The 25,239-nt window shown below is 39.1% G+C and carries 24 protein-coding genes; 17 read left to right on the plus strand and 7 right to left on the minus strand.

Annotated elements, in window-relative coordinates; genetic code table 11:
* Positions 1 to 8 precede the first annotated feature (8 nt).
* From GWJ01_RS17060 to GWJ01_RS17090, 7 genes are all read left to right on the plus strand, one after another.
* The gene (locus GWJ01_RS17060) at positions 9 to 710 is read left to right on the plus strand and encodes a DedA family protein (RefSeq protein ID WP_098942343.1); all 702 of its coding nucleotides are present in this window, start codon (positions 9 to 11) and stop codon (positions 708 to 710) included.
* Positions 711 to 879: 169 nt separating this feature from the next.
* Positions 880 to 1,848: an acetyl-CoA carboxylase, carboxyltransferase subunit beta gene (accD, locus tag GWJ01_RS17065; RefSeq protein ID WP_109393043.1), complete on the plus strand. Its 969-nt coding sequence runs from the start codon at positions 880 to 882 to the stop codon at positions 1,846 to 1,848.
* The gene (folC, locus tag GWJ01_RS17070; protein WP_161711366.1) at positions 1,841 to 3,139 is read left to right on the plus strand and encodes a bifunctional tetrahydrofolate synthase/dihydrofolate synthase; all 1,299 of its coding nucleotides are present in this window, start codon (positions 1,841 to 1,843) and stop codon (positions 3,137 to 3,139) included. The genes accD and folC overlap by 8 nt, the downstream gene beginning before the upstream one ends.
* Entirely contained in the window at positions 3,129 to 3,779 is a 651-nt protein-coding gene (dedD, locus tag GWJ01_RS17075) for a cell division protein DedD (RefSeq protein WP_161711367.1), read from the plus strand. Before folC ends, dedD begins: the two co-directional genes overlap by 11 nt.
* A 185-nt stretch (positions 3,780 to 3,964) precedes the next feature.
* Positions 3,965 to 4,456, plus strand: coding sequence for a colicin V production protein (gene cvpA, locus GWJ01_RS17080; RefSeq protein ID WP_023581692.1), 492 nt, complete (start codon positions 3,965 to 3,967; stop codon positions 4,454 to 4,456).
* A 30-nt stretch (positions 4,457 to 4,486) separates the two neighbouring features.
* Positions 4,487 to 6,004 carry an amidophosphoribosyltransferase gene (gene purF, locus GWJ01_RS17085; protein WP_075670606.1) on the plus strand — a complete coding sequence of 506 codons (1,518 nt, stop codon included), beginning with the start codon at positions 4,487 to 4,489 and terminating at the stop codon, positions 6,002 to 6,004.
* A 119-nt stretch (positions 6,005 to 6,123) separates the two neighbouring features.
* On the plus strand, positions 6,124 to 6,705 hold the full coding sequence (locus GWJ01_RS17090) for a UbiX family flavin prenyltransferase (RefSeq protein WP_006533335.1): 582 nt from the start codon (positions 6,124 to 6,126) through the stop codon (positions 6,703 to 6,705).
* Positions 6,706 to 6,858: 153 nt separating this feature from the next.
* Here the strand turns inward: GWJ01_RS17090 and GWJ01_RS17095 are convergent, their stop codons facing one another.
* Positions 6,859 to 7,764: a TIGR01777 family oxidoreductase gene (locus tag GWJ01_RS17095; protein WP_161711368.1), complete on the minus strand. Its 906-nt coding sequence runs from the start codon at positions 7,762 to 7,764 to the stop codon at positions 6,859 to 6,861.
* 63 nt (positions 7,765 to 7,827) lie between these two features.
* The gene (locus GWJ01_RS17100; RefSeq protein WP_075670610.1) at positions 7,828 to 8,445 is read right to left on the minus strand and encodes a glutathione binding-like protein; all 618 of its coding nucleotides are present in this window, start codon (positions 8,443 to 8,445) and stop codon (positions 7,828 to 7,830) included.
* Positions 8,446 to 8,643: 198 nt separating this feature from the next.
* On the opposite strand from GWJ01_RS17100, the gene yfcD reads away from it, so the two are divergent.
* Positions 8,644 to 9,186, plus strand: a complete 543-nt coding sequence (yfcD, locus tag GWJ01_RS17105) for an NUDIX hydrolase YfcD (RefSeq protein WP_072063189.1) — start codon at positions 8,644 to 8,646, stop codon at positions 9,184 to 9,186.
* Here the strand turns inward: yfcD and GWJ01_RS17110 are convergent.
* Entirely contained in the window at positions 9,183 to 10,229 is a 1,047-nt protein-coding gene (locus GWJ01_RS17110; RefSeq protein WP_088495111.1) for a LacI family DNA-binding transcriptional regulator, read from the minus strand. The genes yfcD and GWJ01_RS17110 overlap by 4 nt on opposite strands.
* Before the next feature lie 227 nt (positions 10,230 to 10,456).
* Between GWJ01_RS17110 and GWJ01_RS17115 the strand changes: the two genes are divergently transcribed.
* The 4 genes from GWJ01_RS17115 to alr all read left to right on the plus strand — a co-directional run bounded on the left by GWJ01_RS17115 (position 10,457) and on the right by alr (position 14,061).
* Positions 10,457 to 10,900, plus strand: a complete 444-nt coding sequence (locus GWJ01_RS17115; RefSeq protein ID WP_075670614.1) for a PTS sugar transporter subunit IIA — start codon at positions 10,457 to 10,459, stop codon at positions 10,898 to 10,900.
* Between the two features lie 29 nt (positions 10,901 to 10,929).
* A complete protein-coding gene (locus tag GWJ01_RS17120; RefSeq protein WP_075670616.1) occupies positions 10,930 to 11,217 on the plus strand; it encodes a PTS sugar transporter subunit IIB in 288 nt (95 codons plus the stop codon).
* Between the two features lie 10 nt (positions 11,218 to 11,227).
* Positions 11,228 to 12,484: a PTS ascorbate transporter subunit IIC gene (locus tag GWJ01_RS17125; protein WP_099073795.1), complete on the plus strand. Its 1,257-nt coding sequence runs from the start codon at positions 11,228 to 11,230 to the stop codon at positions 12,482 to 12,484.
* Positions 12,485 to 12,837: 353 nt separating this feature from the next.
* Complete coding sequence (alr, locus tag GWJ01_RS17130; RefSeq protein ID WP_161711369.1) at positions 12,838 to 14,061, plus strand: alanine racemase; 1,224 nt, start codon at positions 12,838 to 12,840, stop codon at positions 14,059 to 14,061.
* A gap of 355 nt (positions 14,062 to 14,416) precedes the next feature.
* Here alr and pta read toward each other — a convergent pair whose 3' ends face one another.
* Together pta and ackA are read right to left on the minus strand one after the other, a co-directional pair.
* Positions 14,417 to 16,561: a phosphate acetyltransferase gene (gene pta, locus GWJ01_RS17140; RefSeq protein WP_161711370.1), complete on the minus strand. Its 2,145-nt coding sequence runs from the start codon at positions 16,559 to 16,561 to the stop codon at positions 14,417 to 14,419.
* 77 nt (positions 16,562 to 16,638) lie between these two features.
* On the minus strand, positions 16,639 to 17,841 hold the full coding sequence (ackA, locus tag GWJ01_RS17145) for an acetate kinase (RefSeq protein ID WP_109393052.1): 1,203 nt from the start codon (positions 17,839 to 17,841) through the stop codon (positions 16,639 to 16,641).
* Between the two features lie 392 nt (positions 17,842 to 18,233).
* On the opposite strand from ackA, the gene yfbV reads away from it, so the two are divergent.
* The 5 genes from yfbV (at position 18,234) to GWJ01_RS17170 (ending at position 22,654) form a co-directional block, all read left to right on the plus strand.
* Entirely contained in the window at positions 18,234 to 18,689 is a 456-nt protein-coding gene (yfbV, locus tag GWJ01_RS17150) for a terminus macrodomain insulation protein YfbV (RefSeq protein ID WP_069367978.1), read from the plus strand.
* 139 nt (positions 18,690 to 18,828) lie between these two features.
* Positions 18,829 to 19,323 carry a YfbU family protein gene (locus GWJ01_RS17155; protein WP_100158514.1) on the plus strand — a complete coding sequence of 165 codons (495 nt, stop codon included), beginning with the start codon at positions 18,829 to 18,831 and terminating at the stop codon, positions 19,321 to 19,323.
* Positions 19,324 to 19,363: 40 nt separating this feature from the next.
* The gene (locus GWJ01_RS17160) at positions 19,364 to 20,026 is read left to right on the plus strand and encodes a sugar phosphatase (protein WP_075670624.1); all 663 of its coding nucleotides are present in this window, start codon (positions 19,364 to 19,366) and stop codon (positions 20,024 to 20,026) included.
* 109 nt (positions 20,027 to 20,135) lie between these two features.
* A complete protein-coding gene (locus GWJ01_RS17165) occupies positions 20,136 to 21,965 on the plus strand; it encodes an SLC13 family permease (RefSeq protein WP_109393053.1) in 1,830 nt (609 codons plus the stop codon).
* Positions 21,966 to 22,150: 185 nt separating this feature from the next.
* Positions 22,151 to 22,654 (plus strand): hypothetical protein, encoded by a 504-nt coding sequence (locus GWJ01_RS17170; protein ID WP_109401841.1) that lies wholly within the window; start codon positions 22,151 to 22,153, stop codon positions 22,652 to 22,654.
* A 50-nt stretch (positions 22,655 to 22,704) separates the two neighbouring features.
* Here the strand turns inward: GWJ01_RS17170 and yfbR are convergent, their stop codons facing one another.
* Positions 22,705 to 23,286 carry a 5'-deoxynucleotidase gene (gene yfbR, locus GWJ01_RS17175; RefSeq protein WP_075670630.1) on the minus strand — a complete coding sequence of 194 codons (582 nt, stop codon included), beginning with the start codon at positions 23,284 to 23,286 and terminating at the stop codon, positions 22,705 to 22,707.
* Between the two features lie 136 nt (positions 23,287 to 23,422).
* Positions 23,423 to 24,637, minus strand: coding sequence for a pyridoxal phosphate-dependent aminotransferase (locus GWJ01_RS17180; protein ID WP_075670632.1), 1,215 nt, complete (start codon positions 24,635 to 24,637; stop codon positions 23,423 to 23,425).
* Between the last annotated feature and the right edge of the window lie 602 nt (positions 24,638 to 25,239).

Consider the following 25,239-nt stretch of genomic DNA (forward strand, 5'->3'; position numbering starts at 1 on the left):
GAGGATTTATGGAAATATTAACGCAATTTGTTGATTTAATTAAATTTCTAATTGATTTTATTTTACATATTGATGCGCATTTAGCAGAGCTTGTTGCACAATATGGTACATGGGTCTATGCCATTTTGTTTCTTATTGTTTTTTGTGAAACAGGGTTGGTGGTAACGCCTTTCTTACCCGGAGACTCCTTATTATTTGTTGCAGGTGCTTTAGCTTCATTAGAAACCAATGATGTGAATGTTCATATTATTGTTTTACTGTTACTTTGTGCCGCCATTTTAGGTGATGCTGTTAACTATTCTATTGGGCGACTGTTTGGTGAGAAACTATTTAGTAAGCCGGATTCAAAGATTTTCCGTCGTGAATATTTAGATAAAACTCATGCTTTTTATGAAAAGCATGGTGGTAAAGCGATAATTTTGGCAAGATTCGTGCCGATTATCCGAACTTTTGCACCATTCGTTGCAGGAATGGGTAAAATGTCATATCGTCATTTTGCCTTTTATAATGTTACTGGGGCAATTGTATGGGTACTGCTATTTACTTATGCAGGATACTTTTTTGGTGACTTAGATATAGTTCAAAAGAACTTAAAATTGCTAATTGTTGCCATTATTGTTATTTCTATTTTACCGGGCGTTATTGAGATCTTACGCCACCGCAGAGCGAGTGCAAAAGCAAAGAAAGAAAGTGATAACAAAGAGGTTTGAGCAGTTATCATAAGTTTTTGCCGTAGAATAGCCATAATAAAGAGATGCGCTGAAATTCAGTAAGCGGTATCATCATAAACTTTGCTAACCACACAGCCAGTGCATTGTGGTTGATACGCTAACAATAATTTTACTGGCGAAGGTCAGATTCAGACGAAAAGGTCCATTAATGAGCTGGATTGAAAAAATTTTAAACAAAAGCACTATCACAAGTTCACGTAAAGCCAATATCCCTGAAGGGGTTTGGACTAAATGTGACAGCTGTGGGCAGGTACTCTATCGCGCAGAATTAGAGCGTAATTTAGAGGTTTGCCCTAAATGTGATCATCATATGCGCATTTCAGCGCGCCGTCGCCTTGAGACTTTTCTTGATACAGGAAGCACAACAGAATTAGGCAGCGAATTAGAGCCTAAAGATATTCTGAAATTCCGCGACTCTAAAAAATACAAAGACAGAATCAGCGCTGCTCAAAAACAGACACAAGAAAAAGATGCATTAATAGTGATGAAAGGAACGCTGAAAAAGATGCCCGTTGTTGCAGCATCCTTTGAATTTGCGTTTATGGGCGGTTCAATGGCTTCTGTTGTAGGTGCGCGTTTTGTTCGTGCTGTTGAACAAGCATTAGAAGATAACTGCCCATTAGTTTGCTTCTCAGCAAGTGGTGGCGCGCGTATGCAAGAAGCGCTGATGTCATTAATGCAAATGGCGAAAACCAGTGCAGCATTAGCAAAAATGCAAGAGCGTGGTTTACCTTATATTTCAGTAATGACTGACCCTACAATGGGTGGTGTTTCTGCAAGTTTAGCGATGCTAGGTGATATCAACGTTGCTGAACCTAAAGCTCTGATTGGTTTTGCAGGCCCTCGCGTTATTGAACAAACAGTACGTGAAAAATTACCTGCTGGTTTCCAACGCAGTGAGTTCCTGTTAGAGAAAGGGGCGATCGACATGATTGTTCGTCGTCCTGAAATGCGTGATGAGCTGGCTGAATTACTGGCTAAGCTGACTCAGTTTGATTTAGTTGAAGATGAAAATGAAGATGAAATCATCGGTGAAGAAATGATTGCTGATGAAATTGAATCTACAGACAACGAGCCAGAAATTAACATCGAAACGAATAAAAAAGAAGATGTCTAATATCATAACAGCTCCTAAAGCCACATCGCCTTTGTCGGTGTGGCTTTCTTATCTTGAACATTTGCATTCTAGCGCCATTGATATGGGGCTAGAACGAGTAGGCAAGGTAGGGAAAATATTAAACGTGTTACGTCCTGCACCTAAGGTAATTACGGTCTCAGGTACAAATGGGAAAGGCACAACCTGTCATATGCTAGAGTCAATCTTGATGGCATCAGGGTTGAAAGTCGGTGTTTATAGCTCTCCTCATCTTGTTCGTTATACAGAACGTATCCGTATTCAAGGCAAAGAACTCTCCGAAGATGCTTTTTGTGAAGTTTTTTCAGAAATTGAACAAGCTAGAGGCGATATCTCGCTGACCTTTTTTGAATATGGCACTCTAGCTGCGCTGAAGTTATTTCAACAAGCACAACTTGATGTTGTTATTCTTGAAGTAGGATTAGGCGGTCGATTAGATGCGACGAATATCGTTGATGCGGATATTGCTACTATCACAAGTATTGCACTCGATCATACTGATTGGTTAGGTGCAGATAGAGAGCATATTGGCCACGAAAAAGCTGGTATTTTCCGTGCTAATCACTACGCCGTTGTGGGTGAGCCAGATATGCCTCACTCCATTGCTGAAGTTGCCAATGAAAAACAGGCTAAGCTTTTCCGTCGGGGAATGGATTGGTCTTTTGCTATTGAACGTGATCACTGGCATTGGCGTTGTGCTGATTGTGAATTTGATGCGTTGCCAATCCCTAATATTCCATTAGCCAATGCGGCGACAGCGATGGGCGTTATTCGTTGCTTGCTCAAGTCTGATGATAAAATCAGTCAAGCAATAACGCAGCAAAGTATTGTTGAAGGTATGTCTCGCGCACAATTACCGGGTCGTTTTCAGGTAATTTCTCAACATCCTTTGGTTATCTTTGATGTGGCTCATAATCCTCATGCAGCAGGATATTTAGCGGAAAAATTATCACAATTACCACAAAAATCTGATACTCAGGTGCGTATTGTTGTTGGTATGCTGGGTGATAAAGATATTGCAGGAACATTAGCGTGCTTAACACCATTGGCTGATAGTTGGTATGTTGCTCCACTTAATGAGTTTCGTGGCGCTTCTGCTGAGGTATTAGCTCAACATCTTGAGAAACCAATGGTATTTGATAGTGTTGAAAATGCATGGCAACAAGCAATGTCTGATGCTACTCCAAACGATATTGTTGTGGTTTGTGGCTCATTTCATACTGTCGCGCATGTGATGGAACTTTTGGAAAAGGAGTGTGTGGGTGGCAAGTAAATTTCAAAATCGCTTAGTCGGTGCCGTTGTATTGGTGGCAGTAGGGGTTATTTTTTTACCTGCACTGCTCGACGGCGATAAGAAATATAACGAAGACCAGTTCGCCTCTATTCCTTTAGTACCCAAACCCGGTGATGAGCAAGAAATAGAATCTATTGCCCCGATAGAGCAAACCGCAGTGCCTTCTACTCCGTCAGAAGGTGCGTCTGAAGGTATGATTTCTGAAGCAGTGACAGGTGTTGAGCAATCTACAGGTACAATATCTGAATCACCTGCTATTGTACCTGTTACACCACCATTACAAACACCACAACCAACACCTACACCAGAGCCTCCTGCTGTGGTTACGCCACCTGTACAACCACCAGCGCCACCGGTGCAAGAAACCAAGCCACCGAAAGGTGAGGCTTGGGTTGTTCAATTAGGTGCGTTGAAAAATGCGGCGAAGGTAGAAGAAATTATTGCGAAAATGCATTTCTCAGGTTATCCGGTATACACCATCCCTGCCCGCCCAGTTGCAGGGCAAGTAACTCGAATTTATATCGGCCCTAGTGCATCTAAATCAGAATTACAGGCGATTTTGCCTCATTTAAAAGAGCTTACGGGCTTACAAGGTGAGGTAAGGGCATATAAGCCTTAATTTTTTCTAAACGAGTCATCAGATGAGTGATGTAACAAAGCGTTAACTTATTGCGGCGATTATGATTTTTCATATCGCCGTAAATTATTTTGAAATTAGCGAAAATTAGCATTACGCAAACGTTTTCGTTTTCTGTTAGAATGCTTCCGTATTAATGCGGAGCATCATTATTGGATAAAGAATTTATGGTCTGGATAGATTACGCCATCATTGCCATTATTGGTTTTTCTGCATTAGTCAGCCTGATCCGTGGCTTTGTTCGTGAAGCATTGTCACTCATCACCTGGGGTTGTGGTTTCTTTGTTGCTAGTCAGTTTTATCCTTATCTTGCCGTCTATTTTACCCGGTTTGAAGATGAGCTGGTTCGTAACGGGATTGCGATAGTCACGTTATTTATTGCGACACTGATTGTCGGTGCTGTTGTGAATTATGTGATTAGCTCTCTTGTTCAACGCACAGGGTTATCAGGTACAGATCGTGTATTGGGGGTCTGTTTCGGGGCTTTAAGAGGCGTGCTGATAGTCTCAGCATTACTTTTTGTTTTAGGTGCATTTACGCCTATGGCAGATAGCGCTGATTGGCAACGTTCTGAGCTTATTCCTCAATTCAACCATATTATTAGGTGGTTCTTTGACTACCTGCAAAATGCGTCAAGTTTCGTGTCGGAGAGAATATAACCTCTCCGTCTGGCTGATGAGGATCTATTCATGTGCGGTATTGTCGGTATCGCTGGAGCTAATCCAGTAAACCAATCAATTTATGATGCGTTAACGGTGTTACAACACCGAGGTCAAGATGCAGCAGGAATTGCAACGATAGACGGTAACAATGGTTTCCGTCTTCGCAAAGCGAACGGACTGGTTAAAGATGTGTTCGAAACCCGTCATATGTTGCGTTTAAAAGGTACTATCGGGATAGGGCATGTCCGTTATCCTACTGCGGGTAGTTCTAGTGCATCAGAAGCGCAGCCTTTTTATGTGAATTCACCTTTTGGTATTACGTTGGCGCACAATGGTAATTTAACCAATGCGCATTTATTACGTCGCCAATTATTTGAAACAGCGCGTCGCCATATCAATACCACCTCTGATTCTGAAATTCTGCTTAATGTATTGGCATATGAATTAGACCGTTTTGACCATTTCCCTCTTGAACCTGATAATATTTTTGCAGCCGTTGCGGCAATGCATAAAAAACTACGCGGTGCTTATGCTTGTGTTGCTTTGATCATCGGTCATGGTTTACTGGCTTTTCGTGATCCCTTTGGTATTCGTCCTTTAGTATTAGGTAAACGTACCTTAGAAGATGGTCGCCATGAATATATGGTCGCATCTGAAAGTGTTGCACTTGATACTTTAGGTTTTGAATTCTTACGTGATGTGGCACCAGGTGAAGCGGTCTATATCACAGAACAAGGACAACTTTTTACGCGCCAATGTGCTGAAAATCCGCAATTAATGCCTTGTTTATTTGAGTATGTTTACTTTGCTCGCCCCGATTCCTTTATCGATAAAATTTCGGTTTATAATGCGCGTTTACGCATGGGGCAGAAATTAGGCGCTAAAATTGCGAAAGAGTGGGATGATTTACACATTGATGTTGTGATCCCAATTCCTGAAACATCTTGTGATATTGCCTTAGAAATTGCACATATTCTCAATAAACCTTATCGCCAAGGTTTTGTAAAAAATCGCTATGTTGGTCGTACTTTTATTATGCCGGGTCAGCAAGAGCGTCGTAAATCGGTTAGACGTAAACTGAATGCAAATCGTGCAGAGTTTCGTGATAAAAATGTTCTGTTGATTGATGACTCGATTGTACGTGGCACAACGTCAGAGCAAATCGTCGAGCTTGCAAGAGAAGCAGGTGCGAAGAAAGTCTATTTTGCATCAGCCGCACCAGAAGTTCGCTTCCCTAATGTGTATGGCATTGATATGCCAAATGCTAATGAGCTTATTGCTCATGGGCGTGAAGTGGATGAAATTCGCAAATTAATTGGTGCTGATGGGCTTATTTTCCAAGATCTCACTGATTTAATTGCCGCAGTACAAGAAGAGAATCCTGATATTAATCAGTTTGAATGTTCTGTGTTTGACGGTGTTTATATTACAAAAGATATTGACCAAGATTACTTGGATTATTTAGAAAATCTACGTCGTGATGATGAACATAAAATTCGTGATCAGAATGAAATAGAAAATTTGGAAATCTATAACGAAGGCTAATTTTTCGGTAAGATATCCCTCTTATAAAGCGTCGATGCCAGCGTGTTCTGCATCGACGCTTGTTTTTTGAGGGTTAATCATCATAATGATTAACAAAGGTATATATTCTGAGGATCATAATGAAAAAGCTGATAGTTGGGCTAACCGGCGCCAGTGGTGCAATTTACGGTATACGTTTATTAGAGATACTGAAATCAGTGCCATCAGTTGAAACACATTTAGTCATTAGCCAAGCTGCACGTCGTACTATTTCATTAGAAACCGATTATTCGCTAAAAGATATCCATGCTTTAGCGGATGTGATTTATGACGATCGCGATATTGGCGCCTCTATCTCTTCAGGATCGTTTCGTGTCAATGGAATGGTTATATTACCTTGCTCAATCAAAAGCCTGTCAGGTATTGTTCATAGCTATACAGATACCTTAGTGACTCGTGCTGCGGATGTGGTATTAAAAGAAGGGCGTAAGTTAGTGTTATGTGTGCGTGAAACGCCTCTGCATTTAGGTCATTTGCGATTAATGACACAAGCTTCTGAGTTAGGCGCAGTGATTATGCCTCCTGTTCCAGCTTTCTATTTTCAGCCTAAAACCATCGATGATATTGTCAATCAGACTGTTAATCGTGTACTTGATCAGTTTGAGATTGATTTACCTGATGATTTGTTTCAACGATGGGAAGGCGATAAGCCTGCTCGCTAAGTATTTAGTCGTACACTTCAAGTTGTAGCGTTGTTGACTGCGTTCATTCGCACTATTGTATGCACCTAGTGACTCATTTACTTGTCGCCTAGCTACACCTTGAAATATTTAGAGTATCTATTCGGTAGAATATCTATTTGGGATAAAAAGAGATTATTTTCCTGTGGTAATAATATCTTTTAATGCCTCTTCTAAATGTGGGTAGCGAAATTTAAAGCCAGCATTAAGTAGTTTTTCAGGAATGGCTTGTTGCCCACCTAACACTAATGTGGCGCTTTCTCCCATCACTAAACGTAATATGCTTTCAGGCACTGTCATTAAGGCTGGGCGATTAAAGGCTTTTCCTAATAGACGAGTAAATTCTTTATTTTTTACAGGATCAGGTGCTGTTAAGTTAAAAGCGCCTTTAGTATCTTGGTTCTTAAGCAAGAAAATAATCGCATTGACCATATCATCAATATGGATCCACGGCATATATTGTTTCCCACTTCCCAATTTGCCGCCTAACCCTAGCTTAAAGGGTTTGCTCATTTTAGGCAACGCGCCACCGAGTGTTGAAAGTACAATCCCTGTACGTAACAAGCAAACTCGTGTTAATGGTGTTTGAGCCTCAAGTGCAATACGTTCCCATTTTGCACAAAGCTCATGTGTAAACTCTGGATTTGCTGGTGTTTCTTCAGTGACTCGAGTATCACCTTGATCACCATAAAATCCCACCGCTGAGCCAGAAATAAAAACAGCAGGGGGGGGATCACTGGCTTTAATTAAATCAACCAATTTCTGGGTTAAATGACAACGGCTATTAACGAGTTTCTGTTTTTGAGAAGGTGTCCAACGGTTATCAGCAATAGGCTCTCCAGCAAGATTAATAACGGCATCAAACTCATTAAGATTTTGTTTATCGTTGAGTTGAGTCCAACAGGTGATCTCATTACAAAAATGCGAATAGACTTTTTGAGGTGAACGAGAAAGCACCGTAATATCATTATTAGATAGTGCAAGTTCGCACACTAATGCTTTGCCAATTAATCCTGTACCACCTGTAATAAGTATTTTCATCACCATCCTCCTGATCATCTTGCCTAATAAAGAATAAATATCATCCTGATATATGAATTGCGTTTATTCACCAAAGAGTTTTTTCGCAGCTGGGCGTTGGGTAATGTTGTTTTGCCATTTTTCTACCGCAGGGTAATTTGCCAAATCAATGTTATGATGTTCGTGTCGACGAACCCATGTATATGTGGCGATATCCGCGATGCTGTACTCTTGTCCACCAAGGTAAGGTGATTGCGCTAACCTTTTCTCTAATACGCTATATAAACGCTGTGTTTCTTCAGTATAACGTTTAATCGCATAAGGGACTTTTTCTGTGGCATAACGAGTGAAGTGATGATTTTGCCCCAACATTGGGCCAAATCCACCCACTTGCCAAAACAGCCATTGTAGTTGTGTTGTTTTTTCTCGTAAATTTTGGCTAATCAATTTGCCACTTTTTTCAGCTAGATAGATAAGAATAGCACCTGATTCAAAAATAGAGATAGGTTCACCCCCATCAACCGGTGAGTTATCTACAATAGCGGGAATTTTATTATTGGGTGAAATTGCTAAAAATTCAGGCTTAAATTGATCGCCTTTACTAATATCAATGCGATGTAACTGATAAGGTATGCCTGTTTCTTCAAGAAAAAGCGTTATTTTTTGGCCATTTGGGGTATCTGCATAATATAAGTCAATCATAAAAAGCTCCAAAATAAAGTAGGCACTAAATACATAAGATAATCACAGTCTGCCTTCTAACATCATAAAAAGCAAAAAAGCGCAAGATGGATAAAACAAGTCACGTATGATTATTGTAGTGGTGAAAAATAGTGATTTTGGTATATTCAGGATAAAAATTACGATCGTTTAGTATCGGTTAAAAAAGGTTTGTTGAGGATGGAACAAGAAAAGACGGCATTGGTTGAATGGGTTGATATTGTTGATGATAAAAATGAAGTCGTTGCACAAGCAACACGTCAACAAATGCGAGCTGAAAACCTAAGACATAGAGCAACTTATATCGTGGTTCATGATGGAATGGGAAAAATCTTGGCACAGCGAAGAACTGAAACAAAAGATTTTTATCCTGGTTGGTTGGATGCTACTGCGGGTGGTGTAGTTCAACAAGGTGAGAATTTACTTGAAAGTGCACGTCGTGAAGCAGAAGAAGAATTAGGTATTGCTGGTGTCCCTTTTGCTGAGCATGGCCAATTTTATTATGATGATGAAAGTTGTCGTGTATGGGGAAGTCTGTTTAGTTGTGTTTCTCATGGGCCTTTCGCACTGCAAGCAGAAGAAATTGAGGAAGTGTGTTGGTTAACTCCCTCTGAAATTACTGAACGTTGTGATGAATTCACACCGGATTCATTAAAAGCGCTTTCTCTTTGGTTAACGCGTAACAACAGTACACGCCTAGAAAGTAGAGAAACAGTAGATTAAGGGGTACTTTGCCCTAGTTCAAATCGATAAGCATAGTTGATAACGGTATCTTCGAATATAGCGTTATCATCTTCGTCTCTCAAACGTTGTAAAAGTGCTATCAGATGTTTTCCCGCCTCTTTTCCCATTTTGTGATAATCAAAACGAATTGATGTGAGAGAAGGAGATATCTGATCGCTATTTTCAGAGCCTTCTAAACAAGCAATAGCTAGATCTTGTGGGATCTTAATTAATCGACGTTGACACTCAAAAATCATACCTAGCGCAATACTTTCATGACTACAAATAACCGCATCTAGTTCTGGTTGACGCAATAAAATTTCTGTTAATGCTTGTCGCCCGTATGCCATAGAAGCGGGATCGGGTGTGGTGACACTTTGTTCAGCATTTAAATAATTTTTGAGTAATGCTCGTGACCAACCTGTTATTTGCTGGTGGTGCAGGCGTTGCCCTTGTAACGCACCAATATAGCCAATACAACGTTTTCCTTGGGTGACTAAATGGTTTGTTAAATCATATGCGGCTTGCTCATAAGAACAATCGATACTAATTGCTGCCTGCTCATCCGATTGGCTGGCGACACTGACAACAGGCACATTGGCATTACTGATATGTAAAAAATGAGTTGGGCTAAGCTGTGAACCAAAGGCAACCAATGCAGCAGGATTACTTTGCAATAGCATATTGATCACATCGCTAGCTTTATGAGGCTGATGTTCATAACAACCGACTAAAATTTGATACTGATGACGATTGAGTATTTGTTGCAAAGACTGCATAAAATCCGCACTGGCTCTATCTGTAAAAGAGGGCAACAGTACAGCAATAATATGGCTTTGTGCTGAAGCTAAAGCACCTGCTGAAGCATTAGGAATATAGCCAAGCTCTTCTACTGCTTGATTAACTTTTTCTCGTAACTTATCAGAAACTAATTCAGGGGTTCGCAATGCACGAGAAACGGTCATTGAACCGACTCCTGCATGTTTAGCGACATCTTGTAATGTGACGCGACCTGTATTTCGGCGCTTACGTGTTTTGATCATTTGTGATTATGCTTGCTTAGCCTATTTTATTAACCGCAGATCCTACCTGAAATTTTCCCATTATGCTGAAACAATACAGTGTCAATTGTTGGCATTTTCTGCAATTAACATTTCATTAAAATGATAGCGCTATCACAATTACGAATGATCTATCTAGATAGCGCTACCATTAATGATTACTATCCTTAATAACGAAGCTCAAAAAGAGTCTTATTGAGGTTACAAATATGCTTAAAACGTTATTAACACCGGATGTGGTGCAAGTGGTTCCAAACGTTAGCGATTGGCGAGAAGCCGTTAAAGTAGCGTGTCAGCCATTAATTGATAAAGGTTGTATTGAACCTCGTTATATCGATGCAATTTATAAATCACACGAAAAAATCGGGCCATATTATGTATTAGGTCCAGGCATTGCGATGCCTCATGCACGTCCTGAGGATGGTGTTAATCAACTTTCTCTTGCATTAACTATTGTTGAGCAAGGTGTTGAGTTTGGTGCTGATGAAAACGATCCTGTGAAATTACTGATTGTTTTGGCTGCAACAGATAACGATAGCCATATTAATGCCATTATGAAATTAGCCGAACTTTTTGATAACGACACTGATATTCAAAAGCTATTTAATGCGAAAAGCAAAGCGGATGTATTAGCCGTTATCAACAACTATTAATGACGATTTAAATTACCAAGGGGAATATCATGAAAATTACTGTTGTGTGTGGAAATGGTTTAGGTAGTAGCTTAATGATGGAAATGAGCATCAAAAGCATCCTAAAAGATCTTGCTGTGAATGCAGAAGTGGATCACGTTGATCTGGGTTCAGCAAAAGGCACACCAAGTGATATCTATGTAGGTACACGCGATATTGCTGAGCAACTTAATTCACAAGCGGTAAATGGAAAGGTTGTTTCACTGGACAACATGATTGATAAAGTGGCGATGAAAGAGAAGCTTTCTGCCGCATTACGTGAATTAGGCGCGTTATAAGGAGCCTATCATGGACTTTTTCCGCTTTCTAATGAGTGATGTGCTTTCAGAGCCGGCTATTTTAGTGGGTTTGATAGCATTGATTGGTTTAATTGCCCAGAAAAAACCAGTTACAGAATGTATTAAAGGCACCGTAAAAACCATTATGGGTTTTGTGATTTTAGGTGCTGGTGCAGGTCTTGTAATTAACTCACTGGGTGATTTCTCAACGATTTTCCAACATGCATTCGGTATTCAAGGTGTTGTGCCTAATAACGAGGCTATTGTCTCTATTGCACAAAAAAGCTTTGGTAAAGAGATGGCATTAATTATGTTTTTTGCCATGTTGATTAATATCTTAATTGCACGTTTAACGCCGTGGAAATTTATTTTCTTAACTGGTCACCATACATTATTTATGTCAATGATGGTGGCAGTTATTTTGGCAACTGCGGGCTTAGAAGGCACAGTATTAGTTGCGGTTGGTTCATTAGTTGTTGGGATTTCAATGGTATTTTTCCCTGCCATTGCACATCCTTATATGAAAAAAATCACTGGCTCTGACGATGTTGCATTAGGGCACTTCTCAACTATTTCTTATGTTGTTGCGGGCTTTATCGGCAGTAAATTTGGTAATAAAGAGCATTCAACAGAAGAGATGAATGTTCCTAAAAGCTTACTATTTTTACGTGATACGCCAGTTGCTATTGCCTTCACTATGGGCATTATCTTTATCATTACATGTTTATTTGCGGGCGATGCTTTTGTTCGTGAAGTCAGTGGTGGTAAAAACTGGTTTATGTTCTCGTTAATGCAATCTATAACCTTTGCAGCAGGTGTTTATATTATTCTGCAAGGTGTGCGTATGGTTATTGCTGAGATAGTTCCTGCATTTAAAGGTATTTCAGATAAGTTAGTCCCTAATGCAAAACCAGCGTTAGATTGCCCAGTTGTATTCCCTTATGCACCTAATGCAGTATTAGTAGGTTTTTTAAGTAGCTTTGCTGCGGGTGTTATCGGCATGTTTATTCTGTATGCCTTAGATTGGACAGTAATAATTCCTGGTGTGGTTCCTCACTTCTTTGTGGGTGCAACGGCTGGGGTATTTGGTAATGCAACCGGTGGACGTCGTGGTGCGATTTTAGGCGCATTCGTTCAAGGTTTATTAATCACGTTCTTACCTGTGTTCCTATTACCAGTACTTGGTGATATCGGTATTGCTAACACTACATTTAGTGATGCAGATTTCGGTGTTATCGGTATTCTGTTAGGTATTATTGTTCGTTGATAGTATTTATTTATTGAATTTTAATAGATGCTCGACTTTTTAATCAGTCGGGCATTTTTTTGGTAGAAATAATGCACTTAAATTTCTTTTATATATTCAATATATTATGATTAGAGTGTTCCCCGTATGCACGGGGATAGACTGGCGTTTCCTACAGAGATCACACCTATAATTTTCTTTCCCTTTTCTATTCACTTTCGTCATTGGCTGATACATATATCATTTTGAATTAATATGTTTATTTTATGAATAATAATGCTATTATCCTGAGTGAATATTCACGATGTGTATATTTTCGTACCTAATTAATTATAAAAATAGGTTTAACATCACAATCACTAAGGAAAAAGAAGATGTCTTTTGGTATTCGATATCTTGCGTTGTTACCACTTTTTGTTATCACTGCTTGCCAACAACCAGTTAATCACAATCTACCAGCGACTCAAACAGCTCAGGTTCAACCGGTAATTGTGAATAACTCATGGATTGAAATCTCACGTAGTGCGCTCGATTTTAATGTGAAAAAAGTCCAATCACTTTTAGGTGATAAATCCTCGCTTTGTGCTGTTTTAAAAGGCGATGCATATGGACATGATTTATCATTAGTTGCACCTGTTATGATTGAAAATAATGTGCAATGTATTGGTGTAACGAATAACCAAGAGCTAAAAGAAGTTCGTGATCTAGGATTTCAAGGTCGTTTAATGCGTGTACGTAATGCCACTGAGCAAGAAATGGCTCAGGCGACAAGCTATAACGTGGAAGAATTGATTGGTAACTTAGATATGGCTAAGAAATTAGATGCCATTGCTAAACAACAAAATAAAGTGATCCCTATTCATCTTGCCTTAAACTCAGGTGGAATGTCTCGTAATGGTTTAGAAGTTAATAACAATGCGGGGCTCGAAGAGGCGAAGCAAATTACTCAATTAGCTAACCTTAAAGTGGTTGGCATTATGTCTCATTATCCTGAAGAAGATGCGGATAAAGTAAGAGAAGATCTCGCTCGTTTTAAACAGCAATCACAAAAGGTATTGGATGTTACTGGGCTAAATCGTAAAGACGTTACTCTGCATATGGCAAATACTTTTGCCACAATTACCGTCCCTGAATCATGGCTAGATATGGTACGTGTAGGCGGGATTTTTTATGGTGATACCATCGCAAGTACAGATTACAAACGTGTTATGACTTTTAAATCCAATATTGCCTCAATCAATTATTATCCTAAAGGAAATACTGTTGGTTATGATCGCACTTACACACTAAAACGTGACTCAGTATTAGCTAATATTCCTGTCGGTTATGCAGATGGTTATCGTCGAGTCTTTAGTAATGCAGGGCATGCTTTAATTGGTGGCCAACGTGTGCCTGTTTTAGGTAAAACATCAATGAATACGGTGATTGTTGATATTACTGATCTTAAAAATATCAAATCAGGGGATGAAGTCGTGTTTTTTGGTAAGCAAGGTAATGCAGAGATCACCGCTGAAGAGGTTGAAGATATTAGTGGTGCATTATTTACAGAGATGTCGATTTTGTGGGGTGCGACCAATCAGCGTGTGTTAGTGGATTAAAGTAGGGTGTTTGTGATCACCAATCTCAATAACTTTCGAGAGAAATTGTGGGGGAATTTACCCCCACAAAACTATTTATCGCAAGATAAAATAGCTTGAACTACGGTGTCGCCACTACTGATATTAAAAGAACATAATCTTTCATGTTTCAGTAAAGCAAAACACAAAACTGTTAATCAGCTCTAATAGGGCAAGCTTAGTCATTTCTCTTGACACTCCTTTATAACGGAGACAGAATCAAGTTGTCTGTTTTGAGATTGCCTCGGATTTTAGTCAAATAAGAAATCTGTAGAATAAAAAACGCCAGATGAAATCAATCATCTGGCGTTTTTTTATTTGAAGCGAACTTCAATAATTATGCGTTTTCTTGTTGGCTTGCCTGAATCGCTGTCAACGCAACGGTGTAGACGATATCGTCTACTAATGCACCACGAGAAAGGTCATTCACTGGTTTACGCATACCTTGTAACATTGGTCCAATTGAAACCAAGTCAGCTGAACGTTGTACCGCTTTATAAGTGGTATTACCGGTGTTCAGATCAGGGAAGATAAACACAGTCGCTTTACCTGCAACTGGTGAGTTTGGCGCTTTAGATTTAGCAACATCAGCCATAACAGCTGCGTCGTATTGTAAAGGACCATCAATCATCAGATCAGGGCGTTTTTCTTGTGCTAAACGTGTCGCTTCACGAACTTTCTCTACATCGCTACCTGCACCAGAGTTACCAGTAGAATAAGAGATCATCGCAACGCGAGGGTCGATACCGAATGCAATTGCAGAGTCTGCAGATTGGATTGCGATTTCAGCCAGTTGTTCTGCTGTTGGATCTGGGTTAATTGCACAGTCACCATAAACATAAACTTGTTCTGGTAACAGCATAAAGAACACAGAAGACACTAATGAGCTACCTGGTGCAGTTTTGATTAACTGTAGTGGTGGGCGAATAGTGTTAGCAGTTGTATGAACAGCACCAGAAACTAGGCCGTCTACTTCACCTTTTTCCAGCATTAATGTGCCAAGAACAACGTTATCTTCTAACTGTTCACGAGCAACAACTTCTGTCATACCTTTATTTTTACGCAGTTCAACTAAACGAGGTACATAGATTTCACGTACTTCTTTAGGATTGACTAACTCAATGCCTGTGCCTAATTCAACACCTTGTGCAGTTGCTACACGACGAATTTCTTCAGGATCGCCTAACAGTACGCAAGTTGCGATACCACGCTCAGCACAAATTGCTGCTGCTTTAACAGTACGAGGCTCATCACCTTCTGGTAAAACGATACGTTTTTTCGCTTTACGTGCTAATTCTGTTAATTGATAACGGAATGCTGGTGGTGATAAACGGTTAGGGCGTTCAGAGTTAGCTGTCAGTGAATCAATCCATTGTGTATTGATATGTTGAGCAACGTAGTTCTGAATTTTTTCAATACGTTCATGGTCATCAGCAGGAACTTCTAAGCTAAAGCTTTGCAGATTTAAAGAGGTCTGCCAAGTGTTAGCATTAACCATAAAGATTGGTAAGCCAGTTTCGAATGCACGTTCACAAAGTTGTTTGATTGGTGTATCGATTTGGTAGCCACCTGTTAGTAGAATTGCACCAATTTCCACGCCATTCATTGCTGCAAGGCACGCTGAAACTAATACGTCTGGGCGATCCGCTGAAGTCACTAAAAGTGAACCTGGACGGAAATGCTCTAACATGTGTGGAATACTACGGGCACAGAAAGTCACAGACTTAATACGACGGGTTTCAATATCGCCTTTATTGACGATAGTCGCATTTAAGTGTTTTGCCATATCTGTTGCACGAGTGGCGATTAAATCGAAGTTCCAAGGAATGCAACCCAGTAAAGGCAGTGGGCTATTTTTTTCAATGGTTTTTAAATCGACATTAGAGATAATCGCTTTACTTGAATCATCAAAGATTTCAGATAAGTCAGGGCGAGTACGGCCTTGATCATCAACAGGTGCATTTAGTTTGTTAACAATAACGCCTGTGATGTTTTGGTTTTTTACACCGCCAAATTCAGCACGCGCAAATTCGATACGCTCTTTTAGCTGTTCAACAGTGTTGTTACCTAATGCAGTAACGAAAACAATTTCAGCACCTAATGTTTTTGCAATTTCATAGTTTAATGATTGTGCAAAAGGATGCTTACGCATAGGTACCAGACCTTCGATGAGAATAACTTCTGCATCAGCGGTGTTTTCATGGTATCTAGCAACAATTTCTTCCATTAGAACATCTTTTTGGTTTGAGCTGAGTAGAGACTCAACATAATCCATGTTTAAAGGTTCTGATGATTGAATAGTGGAGTGAGAGCGGATAATCGCAGTTGTCTGATCTAAAGCGCCTTTTACACGAGGTTGTGCAATTGGCTTGAACACGCTAAGGCGAACGCCTTTTTGTTCCATAGAACGGATAACACCCAAGCTGACGCTGGTTAAACCTACGCGTGTATCAGTTGGGACTAGCATAATTGTACGGGACACGGAAACCTCTTTAAATATCGGTTGCTCGTTATGTAAAACAGTACTGCCAGCATGACACTGGCAGTACATCAAAGAACTTAAGCGGTCAGGCGACTTGCGTCCTGAGCGATAACTAACTCTTCGTTAGTTGGGATAACAACAGCAAGACGGCTGTTATCGGTAGTGATAGTGCCTGATTTACCGAAACGTGCATCTAAGTTACGTTGATGATCCACTTCAAAACCTAACAGAGCTAGTTTTTTCAGAGATAACTCACGTACCATCGCTGCGTTTTCACCGATACCACCAGTAAAGATAATAGCATCTAAACGACCTTCCATCAGTGCACAGTAAGAACCGATGTATTTGGCTAAACGATGGCAGTAAACGTCCATTGCACGTTTAGCATCTGCTTTAGTGTCGTAGTTATCTTCAACATAACGGCAGTCACTAGTGACTTCTGTTAAACCTAACAGACCAGATTCTTTAGTCAGCAGTTTGTTGATGTCTTCAACGCTCATACCTAAAGTGTCGTGTAAATGGAACACGATAGCAGGATCGATATCACCACTACGAGTACCCATTACTAAACCTTCTAATGGAGTCAGACCCATAGAAGTATCAACACATTTACCGTTAACAACAGCAGAAACAGAACCACCATTACCTAAGTGGCAAGTGATTACGTTCAGTTCATCAACAGGTTTGTTTAACATTTTAGCGGCTTCACGAGAAACGAAGAAATGGCTAGTTCCGTGAGCACCGTAACGACGGATGCTGTGATCTTTATATAAGCTGTATGGCAGTGCATACAGATAAGCTTCTTCTGGCATTGTTTGGTGGAATGCAGTGTCAAATACCGCAACCATTTTCTCAATTAAATGAGGGAATGCTTTACGCGCTTCTTCAATACCAATAAGGTGAGCTGGGTTATGTAATGGAGCAAATGGGATAGCAGCTTCAATACCTTTGATAACTTCGTCAGTGATCACGACAGATTTAGTGAATTTCTCACCACCGTGAACAATACGGTGACCAATTGAAGCGATTTGTGCAGACAGTTCTGGTTTTTCAGCCAGAATAGTATTTACGATAAAGTTTAATGCTTCGCTATGAGCAGCACCTGCGCCTAACGCAGCTTCATGTTTTTGGCCATCCATTTTCCACTTCAGGCGGGCTTCAGGAAGGTTGAAGCATTCAGCCAAACCTGAAAGGAATTCTTCACCATTTTCTGGGTTGATAATTGCAAATTTAAGAGAAGAACTACCGCAGTTCAGTACCAGCACCAGCTTACTTGACATGGAATTACCTATTTATCTTGTTGTCGTAGTGTCTTTTATATTATAAAGACGGTGGTTAATAAAACGTCAATCATAAAAGCCTATCGCATTACTATGATGACATTAATGACGCGCATCATGCTTAAAGTAAAAAACTTGATGCTAATTATAGTTGCCAATCATTAATTGGACGATTTTTATTCACCCATTAGCTTTTCGCGTTAAAATCGGCGAAAAGGGTTGAAAATCACGCCGGCAAACAAAATATAGCGCTTTATTGCCACAAACCTTTAGAATGGGCACAGGATACAGAGTAAAGGCAACAAAGACAAAATATACTTAATTCTACTAAAAGATTTTTATTCTTTATAGATATTTTTTAAAAGTTACAGAAGAAATTGATTGAGGTCATTATGAGCGAACCGACAGTGACTCCCCCCGGCTTTTTTAAGAAGCTTCGTTTGGGTAACGAGTATTTAAAAACCTGGCCGGTTGAAAAGCAGTTAGCGCCTGTTTTCCCTGAAAATCGTATTGTCAAAGCCACACGCTTTGGTATTCGTTATATGCCACCTATCGCCATTTTTACAATGACATGGCAAATTGCATTAGGTGGTAATTTGGGACCTGCAATTACAACCGCGCTTTTTGCTTGTAGCTTGCCAATGCAAGGATTATGGTGGTTGGGTAAACGTGCAGCTACGCCACTTCCTGCTACGTTATTACGCTGGTTTTATGAGATTCGTGAGAAATTTGAAGAAGCAGGCATCGCTTTAGCCCCTGTTGAGCAAACACCTACTTACCTTTCTTTAGCCCATTTATTAAAACGTGCTTTTAAGCAACTTGATCGCTCTTTTCTTGATGATGTGTAGAACATTTGTTCTACCGTCTTCGTTTGTCATGATTGTCCTTAGAATTACCCCGTTGAGATCAAAAAACGCGTAGTTAACACTACTCAATACTTTTGATTAATGTCATGCTCTCCTCAATGATTTCTTTGGAGAATTAATGATGGAAATGACACACGCACAACGCTTGATCCTCTCTAATCAATATAAAATGATGACTATGATGGATCCTGATAACGCTGAACGTTATCGCCGCTATCAGACAATCATTGAACGTGGGTATGGATTACAATTACGTGAACTAGACCGTGATTTTGATGAAATGTCAGAGGAGACTTGCCGTACCATTATTAATGTCATGGAAATGTACCATGCACTGCAAGTTTCTCGTGATAACTTAAAAGAACAAGAGATGCCTGATGCTCGTCGTGTCGCATTTATTGGCTTTGATGCGGCGACAGAATCCCGCTATCTTAGCTATGTGCGTTTTATGGTGAATACAGAAGGGCGTTACACGCATTTCGATAGTGGCAGTCATGGTTTTAACTCTCAAACACCAATGTGGGAAAAATACCAAAGAATGCTTAACGTTTGGTTAGCGTGCCCTCGCCAATATCACCTTAGCACCGTTGAAATTCAACAAATACTTAATGCGTAATCATTAGCGCACCATTGTAAGGTAAAGGTAGGCATAAAATATGGCAATTACATGTAAAGGTTTTCTGTTTGATCTTGATGGAACCTTAGTTGATTCATTACCGGTTGTTGAACATTGTTGGGCGCTATTTGGTGAGCGCGTAGGTGTATCAACACAAGAGATTAATGACTACATCCACGGAAAACCTGCCATTGAGTCGATTCGCCATTTTATGCCTAATGCAACCGAACAAGAGATAACTGAAACTTTCCGTTGGTTAGAAAAATTAGAATCAACACAAACCGAAGGGTTAGCACCGCTTCCGGGTGCTATTGAACTGATTAATCGCCTTAATGACTTAAATATTCCTTGGGCGATTGTTACATCAGGCACTGTTCCTATTGCCTCAACACGTCAATCTGTCACGGGTATCCCTGAACCTAAGCATTGGGTCACAGCAGAATGTATTAGTAGAGGTAAGCCTAATCCTGAGCCTTATCTTTTAGGTGCCAAGAAATTGGGTTTATTACCACAAGATTGTGTGGTTTTTGAAGATGCCGCCGCGGGTATTTACTCTGGTTTAGATGCAGGATGCCAAGTCGTTGCTGTTCATGCTCCTTTATCCCTTCCTCGCCGTAATGAGATTCATTTAATTATTGATTCTTTAAATGATATTCAAATCGAGAAGCAAGCTGAAAAAGTGATAATAACGCACAAAAGATAGTCTTTTCTTTGATCATATTAGAAGACTTATTGATGTAGAAATGGTCTACTTATCAATGTAGTGAATTGATGTCTTAACCTGTTTTCACTTATTGCTGATCGAGGCCATTTTGAATAGCGAATTATTATGGGTTTTAAGCCTGCTATTGATAGCTATTGTGCTTTTTACGACCAACAAAATCCGCATGGATGTGGTCGCTTTACTCGTCATCATCGCATTCGTTCTTAGCGGTACACTCACATTAAATGAAGCCACAGTAGGATTTAGTGATCCTAACGTATTACTTATTGCAGCCCTTTTTGTTATTGGCGAAGGGTTAGTGAGAACAGGCGTGGCTTATCAAATGGGTGACTGGCTTGTACGTGTCGCGGGTAGCAGTGAAGTTAAAATGCTTGTGCTATTAATGATATGTGTTGCAAGTTTAGGGGCTTTCATGAGCTCAACAGGCGTGGTAGCTATCTTTATTCCTGTTGTGCTGAGCGTTGCTGCTCGCATGAAAACATCACCAGGTCGTTTAATGATGCCACTAGGTTTTGCGGGCCTTATCAGTGGATTAATGACCTTAGTGGCGACACCGCCTAATATGGTTGTTAATAGTGAATTAGTCAGAGAAGGATTGCCAAGTTTTCAATTTTTCTCCATTACACCTATTGGTATTGCCGTCTTATTCGCAGGCATTTTATATATGCTGGTGGTACGTCGGTGGCTAGGAAACAACGATAATGGTAAGCAAAAAGAGGCTTATCGTCGAACTTTCCGTGATCTTATTCGTGATTATCAATTAGCAGGACGTGCTCGTCGTTTAGCCATTCGTAAAGGTTCTCCGCTAATAGGCCATTCACTTGATGAATTACATTTACGTTCTCGTTATGGTGCAAACGTTGTTGGTATCGAACGTTGGAGGCGGTTTCGGCGTGTTATGGTTAGCGCAACCGGTGGTACTGAATTAAGAGAACGTGATGTTTTATTGATAGATATGTCAGCCAGTGATGTCGATTTACGTGAGTTTTGCCGTGAACAGATGTTAGAGCCGATGGTATTACGAGGAGAATATTTCTCTGAACAATCCCGTGATGTAGGTCTTGCTGAAGTATCCATGAATCCAGACTCAGAGTTATTAGGCAAATCATTAAGAGAGATAAAATTCCGTACTCGTTATGGCTTAAATGTCGTTGCGATCCGTCGCGAAGGAAGTGCCTTGCCGGGTAAAATAGTCGATGAGCCATTACGCCTTGGCGATGTGTTATTGGTGATTGGTGATTGGAAACTTATTCGCGTTTTATCAACTAAACCGCGTAATTTTATCGTATTAAATCTGGCTGCTGAAATTGAAACGGTTGCTCCTGCTTCATCTCAAGCACCTCACGCATTATTTTCGTTAGCATTAATGGTGGCATTAATGGTAACGAATGAAGTTCCTAATTTTATTGCGGCACTTATTGCTTGTTTATTGATGGGTAAATTCCGCTGTATTGATATGGAAAGTGCTTATCGTTCTATTCATTGGCCAAGTATTATTTTAATTGTCGGTATGATGCCTTTTGCTGCCGCATTGCAAAAAACAGGCGGTATCGAGCTTATTGTAAATGGCTTAATGGATGTTGCAGGTAGTGCCGGTCCTCAAGTGATGTTGGTATGTTTATTTATACTTTGTGCATCAATCGGGTTGTTTATCTCGAATACGGCAACCGCAGTATTAATGGCACCAATTGCTATTGCTGCTGCAAACCAAATGAATGTTTCACCATTACCATTTGCAATGGTGATTGGTGTCGCGGCTTCCGCAGCATTTATGACGCCTGTTTCATCTCCGGTTAATACGCTTATCCTTGAACCTGGTGGTTATAAATTTGCTGACTTTATTAAAATTGGGGTGCCATTTACCATTATTGTGATGTTTATTAGCGTATTCTTGATCCCGCTATTATTCCCATTCTAATTATCAATATTTTTGGTTTGCTGAAACGTTGTTTATTAATTAATAAACAGCGTTTTTTATTTATTGGTTGGTAGTTTTTTATGTGCAATATATAATTTATTTATAGATGTTTTTTTTCTGAAAATTAATTCAAATTAGAGGTGTATTCTTTGTCTATACATTTATTTATAGATAAAGAGATAATTATGGGTATTACATTTCAAGTCCTTAATAATAGCGGAAAAGTTGTTGGTATAGGTTCTAATGAAAAAAGTAAATCAATTTTTTCAAGATTAGCATCTAGTATTAGTAGTATTAAAAATAATATTGTCAGCTTTTTTAGTAAAATTGAATCAAATGTTACGATAGGTGAACCGATAAAATTAAATCAAATACAGAAAGATTTATTAAATAAAAATGAAGAGAAAAGAGGTGTTCGGCATATTTATAATAAGTCTACAGCTGAAAATTTGAAGGAAAGTATTAATGATAGTATTGCAAAATATCCACAAGAAATAGGATATACATCTTTTGAAAAAAAGAATAATCCACCGACTCAAAAAATAAAATTAGATAAGAATTTATGGATTTCATCAAAGATACATACAGATGAACCTCAACTAGAAAATGAAAGGTCTATTAGTCATATTCAGTACGAAAGTTCACCTTACTTCCAGTCTATTAATAATAAAAATACTTTTAACAATTAAAATTAATTAAAAATCAGCTTACGATAATATATTATCATAAGCTGATTTTTTTACTCACTAATTTCATCAAGCGATAAACTAAACCCTGGTACAAATACCTTCATAAAATAGTCCATCTCTGGGCTATGTCTTTCGGCTAACGTTTTTTCTAAGCGATTTTTGGCTAAATTAAATTCACTATTACCTGCGGCAAGCTCTTCAAGGCATTTTAAATAAGCACATAAACTATCAGCTTGTTTGACAATAAAGGTTTCTTCCTCACTATGTAATTGCTCATCAATAAGAGGGCGAAAATCGTCTTGTAATTCTTCTGGTAACATTTCAATTAATTTTTGCTGGGCATATTTTTCTATTTTTTTATATTCATGAGCAATTTGTGGATTATGGTACTTAATCGGTGTCGGCATATCACCGGTGATCACTTCACTGGCATCATGATACATCGCTTGTAATGCAATACGTTCAGCATTGACATTACCACCAAATTTACGATTTTTAATCACCGCTAAGGCATGGGCGACAAAAGCGACTTGTAAACTGTGTTCAGAAACATTTTCTTGGCGGATATTACGCATTAAAGGCCAACGAGTAATGAGTTTTAAGCGAGAAAGGTGGGCAAAAAAGTAACTCATAATATCTCCCAATTGCGTGATTGAAGGCATTATTGTGAGTGGATAACAGGTAGATGTAAACGTTAATAGAAAAGAAAATAAAAAAACGCAATATAACTGGTTGTTATACTGCGTTTTATTTTATATGCAGGTAATCTTATTGATGATAACCGACAATAAAGCGACCGAATTTTTGAATTGCCATATCTAAATCGTCTTCACGCGGAAGAGTAACGATACGGAAATGGTCTGGGTATGGCCAGTTAAAGGCTGTACCTTGTACCAGTAATACTTTCTCTTGGAGTAATAAATCGAGGATCATTTTTTGATCGTCTTTAATACTGTAACGGTTAAGATCTATTTTAGGGAACATATACAATGCTCCCATAGGTTTAACACAAGAAACGCCCGGAATTTGATTAATTAGTTCCCAAGCACGGTTGCGTTGCTCATATAAACGACCACCCGGCAGAATAAATTCACTAATACTTTGATAGCCACCTAATGCCGTTTGGATGGCATGTTGCATAGGAACGTTAGCGCATAAACGCATAGACGCTAACATATTTAAGCCTTCAATATAGCTTTTAGCGTGTTTTTTAGGGCCGTTTAATACCATCCAACCTTGACGAAAGCCTGCAACGCGGTAGGTTTTTGATAAACCATTAAATGTTACGGTTAATAAATCGGGCGCCATGGCAGCAATAGAATGGTGCTCGGCATCGTCATACAGAATTTTATCGTAGATTTCGTCAGCAAAAATAATCAGGTTATGTTGACGTGCAATTTCAACAATTTCCATCAGAATGTCTTTGCTATATACCGCACCTGTCGGATTATTTGGGTTGATAATAACAATACCGCGGGTATTTTTTGTGATTTTACTGCGGATATCATCTAAATCAGGGAACCAGCCTTGTTGCTCATCACACATATAGTGAACGGCATTTCCTCCTGAAAGAGAAACGGCTGCTGTCCACAATGGATAATCAGGTGCAGGTACAAGCATTTCATCGCCATTATTTAATAAAGCTTGCATTGCTTGTACGATTAACTCAGAAACACCATTACCAATATAAATGTCTTCAACAGTGATATCACGCATATCACGGGCTTGATAATGCTGCATGATAGCTTTACGCGCAGAAAACAGTCCTTTGGAGTCACTATAACCTTGAGAGCTTGGTAGATTGCGGATCACATCTACTAAGATTTCATCAGGTGCTTCAAAGCCAAAAGGTGCCGGGTTACCAATATTGAGTTTTAAAACTTTATTACCTTCTTCTTCCAGACGTTTTGCTTCTTGCAAAACCGGACCTCTAATGTCGTAACAGACATGTTCGAGTTTGTTTGATTTTTTAATCTGATTCATAGCGCGTTTACCTAATAGGGTCTGACTCGTATCTTTTATTGTGATTATGGCGACTTAGCGACATTTATCGCCGATTGCTATTCATATAGAAAGATACAAATGAAAAGGCTGTCCCAGCAAATAACTGTTCTATCACTCTACTCTTACGTTACAAACTTTTGAAGATGCTAGGTAATTTTTGGTGTAAAAGGTCAGTTTATTCTTAGAATGTTATTTTGATGACTGATTGTATTGCTTATGATGGATTTATATTTCATATTTTGAAGTGAAACTAGATTATTGCTCTATTGAAAAGGGGCTTTTTAGTGTGGTTATCAGAAATAAGTTGATGTGATTGATAGGTAGATGAAATGTTGCATAATCAATTATTGAATAATTTTATCGGATTTGTATTATCTGACTTAATATATTAAATTTTCAAATAATATGGTTAAATCTACTTTATTCTATAGCAATCAATTAGTTTAAGTATAAATTAAATTTAAATCTTAAATTTAGTTTATAGGGGAAGATACTTAAACCTGAATGCATAGTTAAGATAATTTAAATTATTTTCAAAATGTTAAAATTTATGAATGAGAAAGCAATATAGTATGATCTAC

The organism is Proteus sp. G2618 (assembly GCF_009915995.1).
Lineage (GTDB): Bacteria > Pseudomonadota > Gammaproteobacteria > Enterobacterales > Enterobacteriaceae > Proteus > Proteus terrae.

Coding starts and splice junctions, on each gene's coding strand:
- yfbV (WP_069367978.1), top strand. CDS start 18,234: ATGAGCGAACCGACAGTGACTCCCCCCGGCTTTTTTAAGAAGCTTCGT.
- yfbR (WP_075670630.1), bottom strand. CDS start 23,286: ATGAGTTACTTTTTTGCCCACCTTTCTCGCTTAAAACTCATTACTCGT.
- GWJ01_RS17170 (WP_109401841.1), top strand. CDS start 22,151: ATGGGTATTACATTTCAAGTCCTTAATAATAGCGGAAAAGTTGTTGGT.
- purF (WP_075670606.1), top strand. CDS start 4,487: ATGTGCGGTATTGTCGGTATCGCTGGAGCTAATCCAGTAAACCAATCA.
- GWJ01_RS17155 (WP_100158514.1), top strand. CDS start 18,829: ATGGAAATGACACACGCACAACGCTTGATCCTCTCTAATCAATATAAA.
- GWJ01_RS17110 (WP_088495111.1), bottom strand. CDS start 10,229: ATGATCAAAACACGTAAGCGCCGAAATACAGGTCGCGTCACATTACAA.
- ackA (WP_109393052.1), bottom strand. CDS start 17,841: ATGTCAAGTAAGCTGGTGCTGGTACTGAACTGCGGTAGTTCTTCTCTT.
- accD (WP_109393043.1), top strand. CDS start 880: ATGAGCTGGATTGAAAAAATTTTAAACAAAAGCACTATCACAAGTTCA.
- GWJ01_RS17090 (WP_006533335.1), top strand. CDS start 6,124: ATGAAAAAGCTGATAGTTGGGCTAACCGGCGCCAGTGGTGCAATTTAC.
- GWJ01_RS17095 (WP_161711368.1), bottom strand. CDS start 7,764: ATGAAAATACTTATTACAGGTGGTACAGGATTAATTGGCAAAGCATTA.
- GWJ01_RS17125 (WP_099073795.1), top strand. CDS start 11,228: ATGGACTTTTTCCGCTTTCTAATGAGTGATGTGCTTTCAGAGCCGGCT.
- cvpA (WP_023581692.1), top strand. CDS start 3,965: ATGGTCTGGATAGATTACGCCATCATTGCCATTATTGGTTTTTCTGCA.
- GWJ01_RS17180 (WP_075670632.1), bottom strand. CDS start 24,637: ATGAATCAGATTAAAAAATCAAACAAACTCGAACATGTCTGTTACGAC.
- alr (WP_161711369.1), top strand. CDS start 12,838: ATGTCTTTTGGTATTCGATATCTTGCGTTGTTACCACTTTTTGTTATC.
- GWJ01_RS17115 (WP_075670614.1), top strand. CDS start 10,457: ATGCTTAAAACGTTATTAACACCGGATGTGGTGCAAGTGGTTCCAAAC.
- folC (WP_161711366.1), top strand. CDS start 1,841: ATGTCTAATATCATAACAGCTCCTAAAGCCACATCGCCTTTGTCGGTG.
- GWJ01_RS17120 (WP_075670616.1), top strand. CDS start 10,930: ATGAAAATTACTGTTGTGTGTGGAAATGGTTTAGGTAGTAGCTTAATG.
- GWJ01_RS17160 (WP_075670624.1), top strand. CDS start 19,364: ATGGCAATTACATGTAAAGGTTTTCTGTTTGATCTTGATGGAACCTTA.
- yfcD (WP_072063189.1), top strand. CDS start 8,644: ATGGAACAAGAAAAGACGGCATTGGTTGAATGGGTTGATATTGTTGAT.
- GWJ01_RS17100 (WP_075670610.1), bottom strand. CDS start 8,445: ATGATTGACTTATATTATGCAGATACCCCAAATGGCCAAAAAATAACG.
- GWJ01_RS17060 (WP_098942343.1), top strand. CDS start 9: ATGGAAATATTAACGCAATTTGTTGATTTAATTAAATTTCTAATTGAT.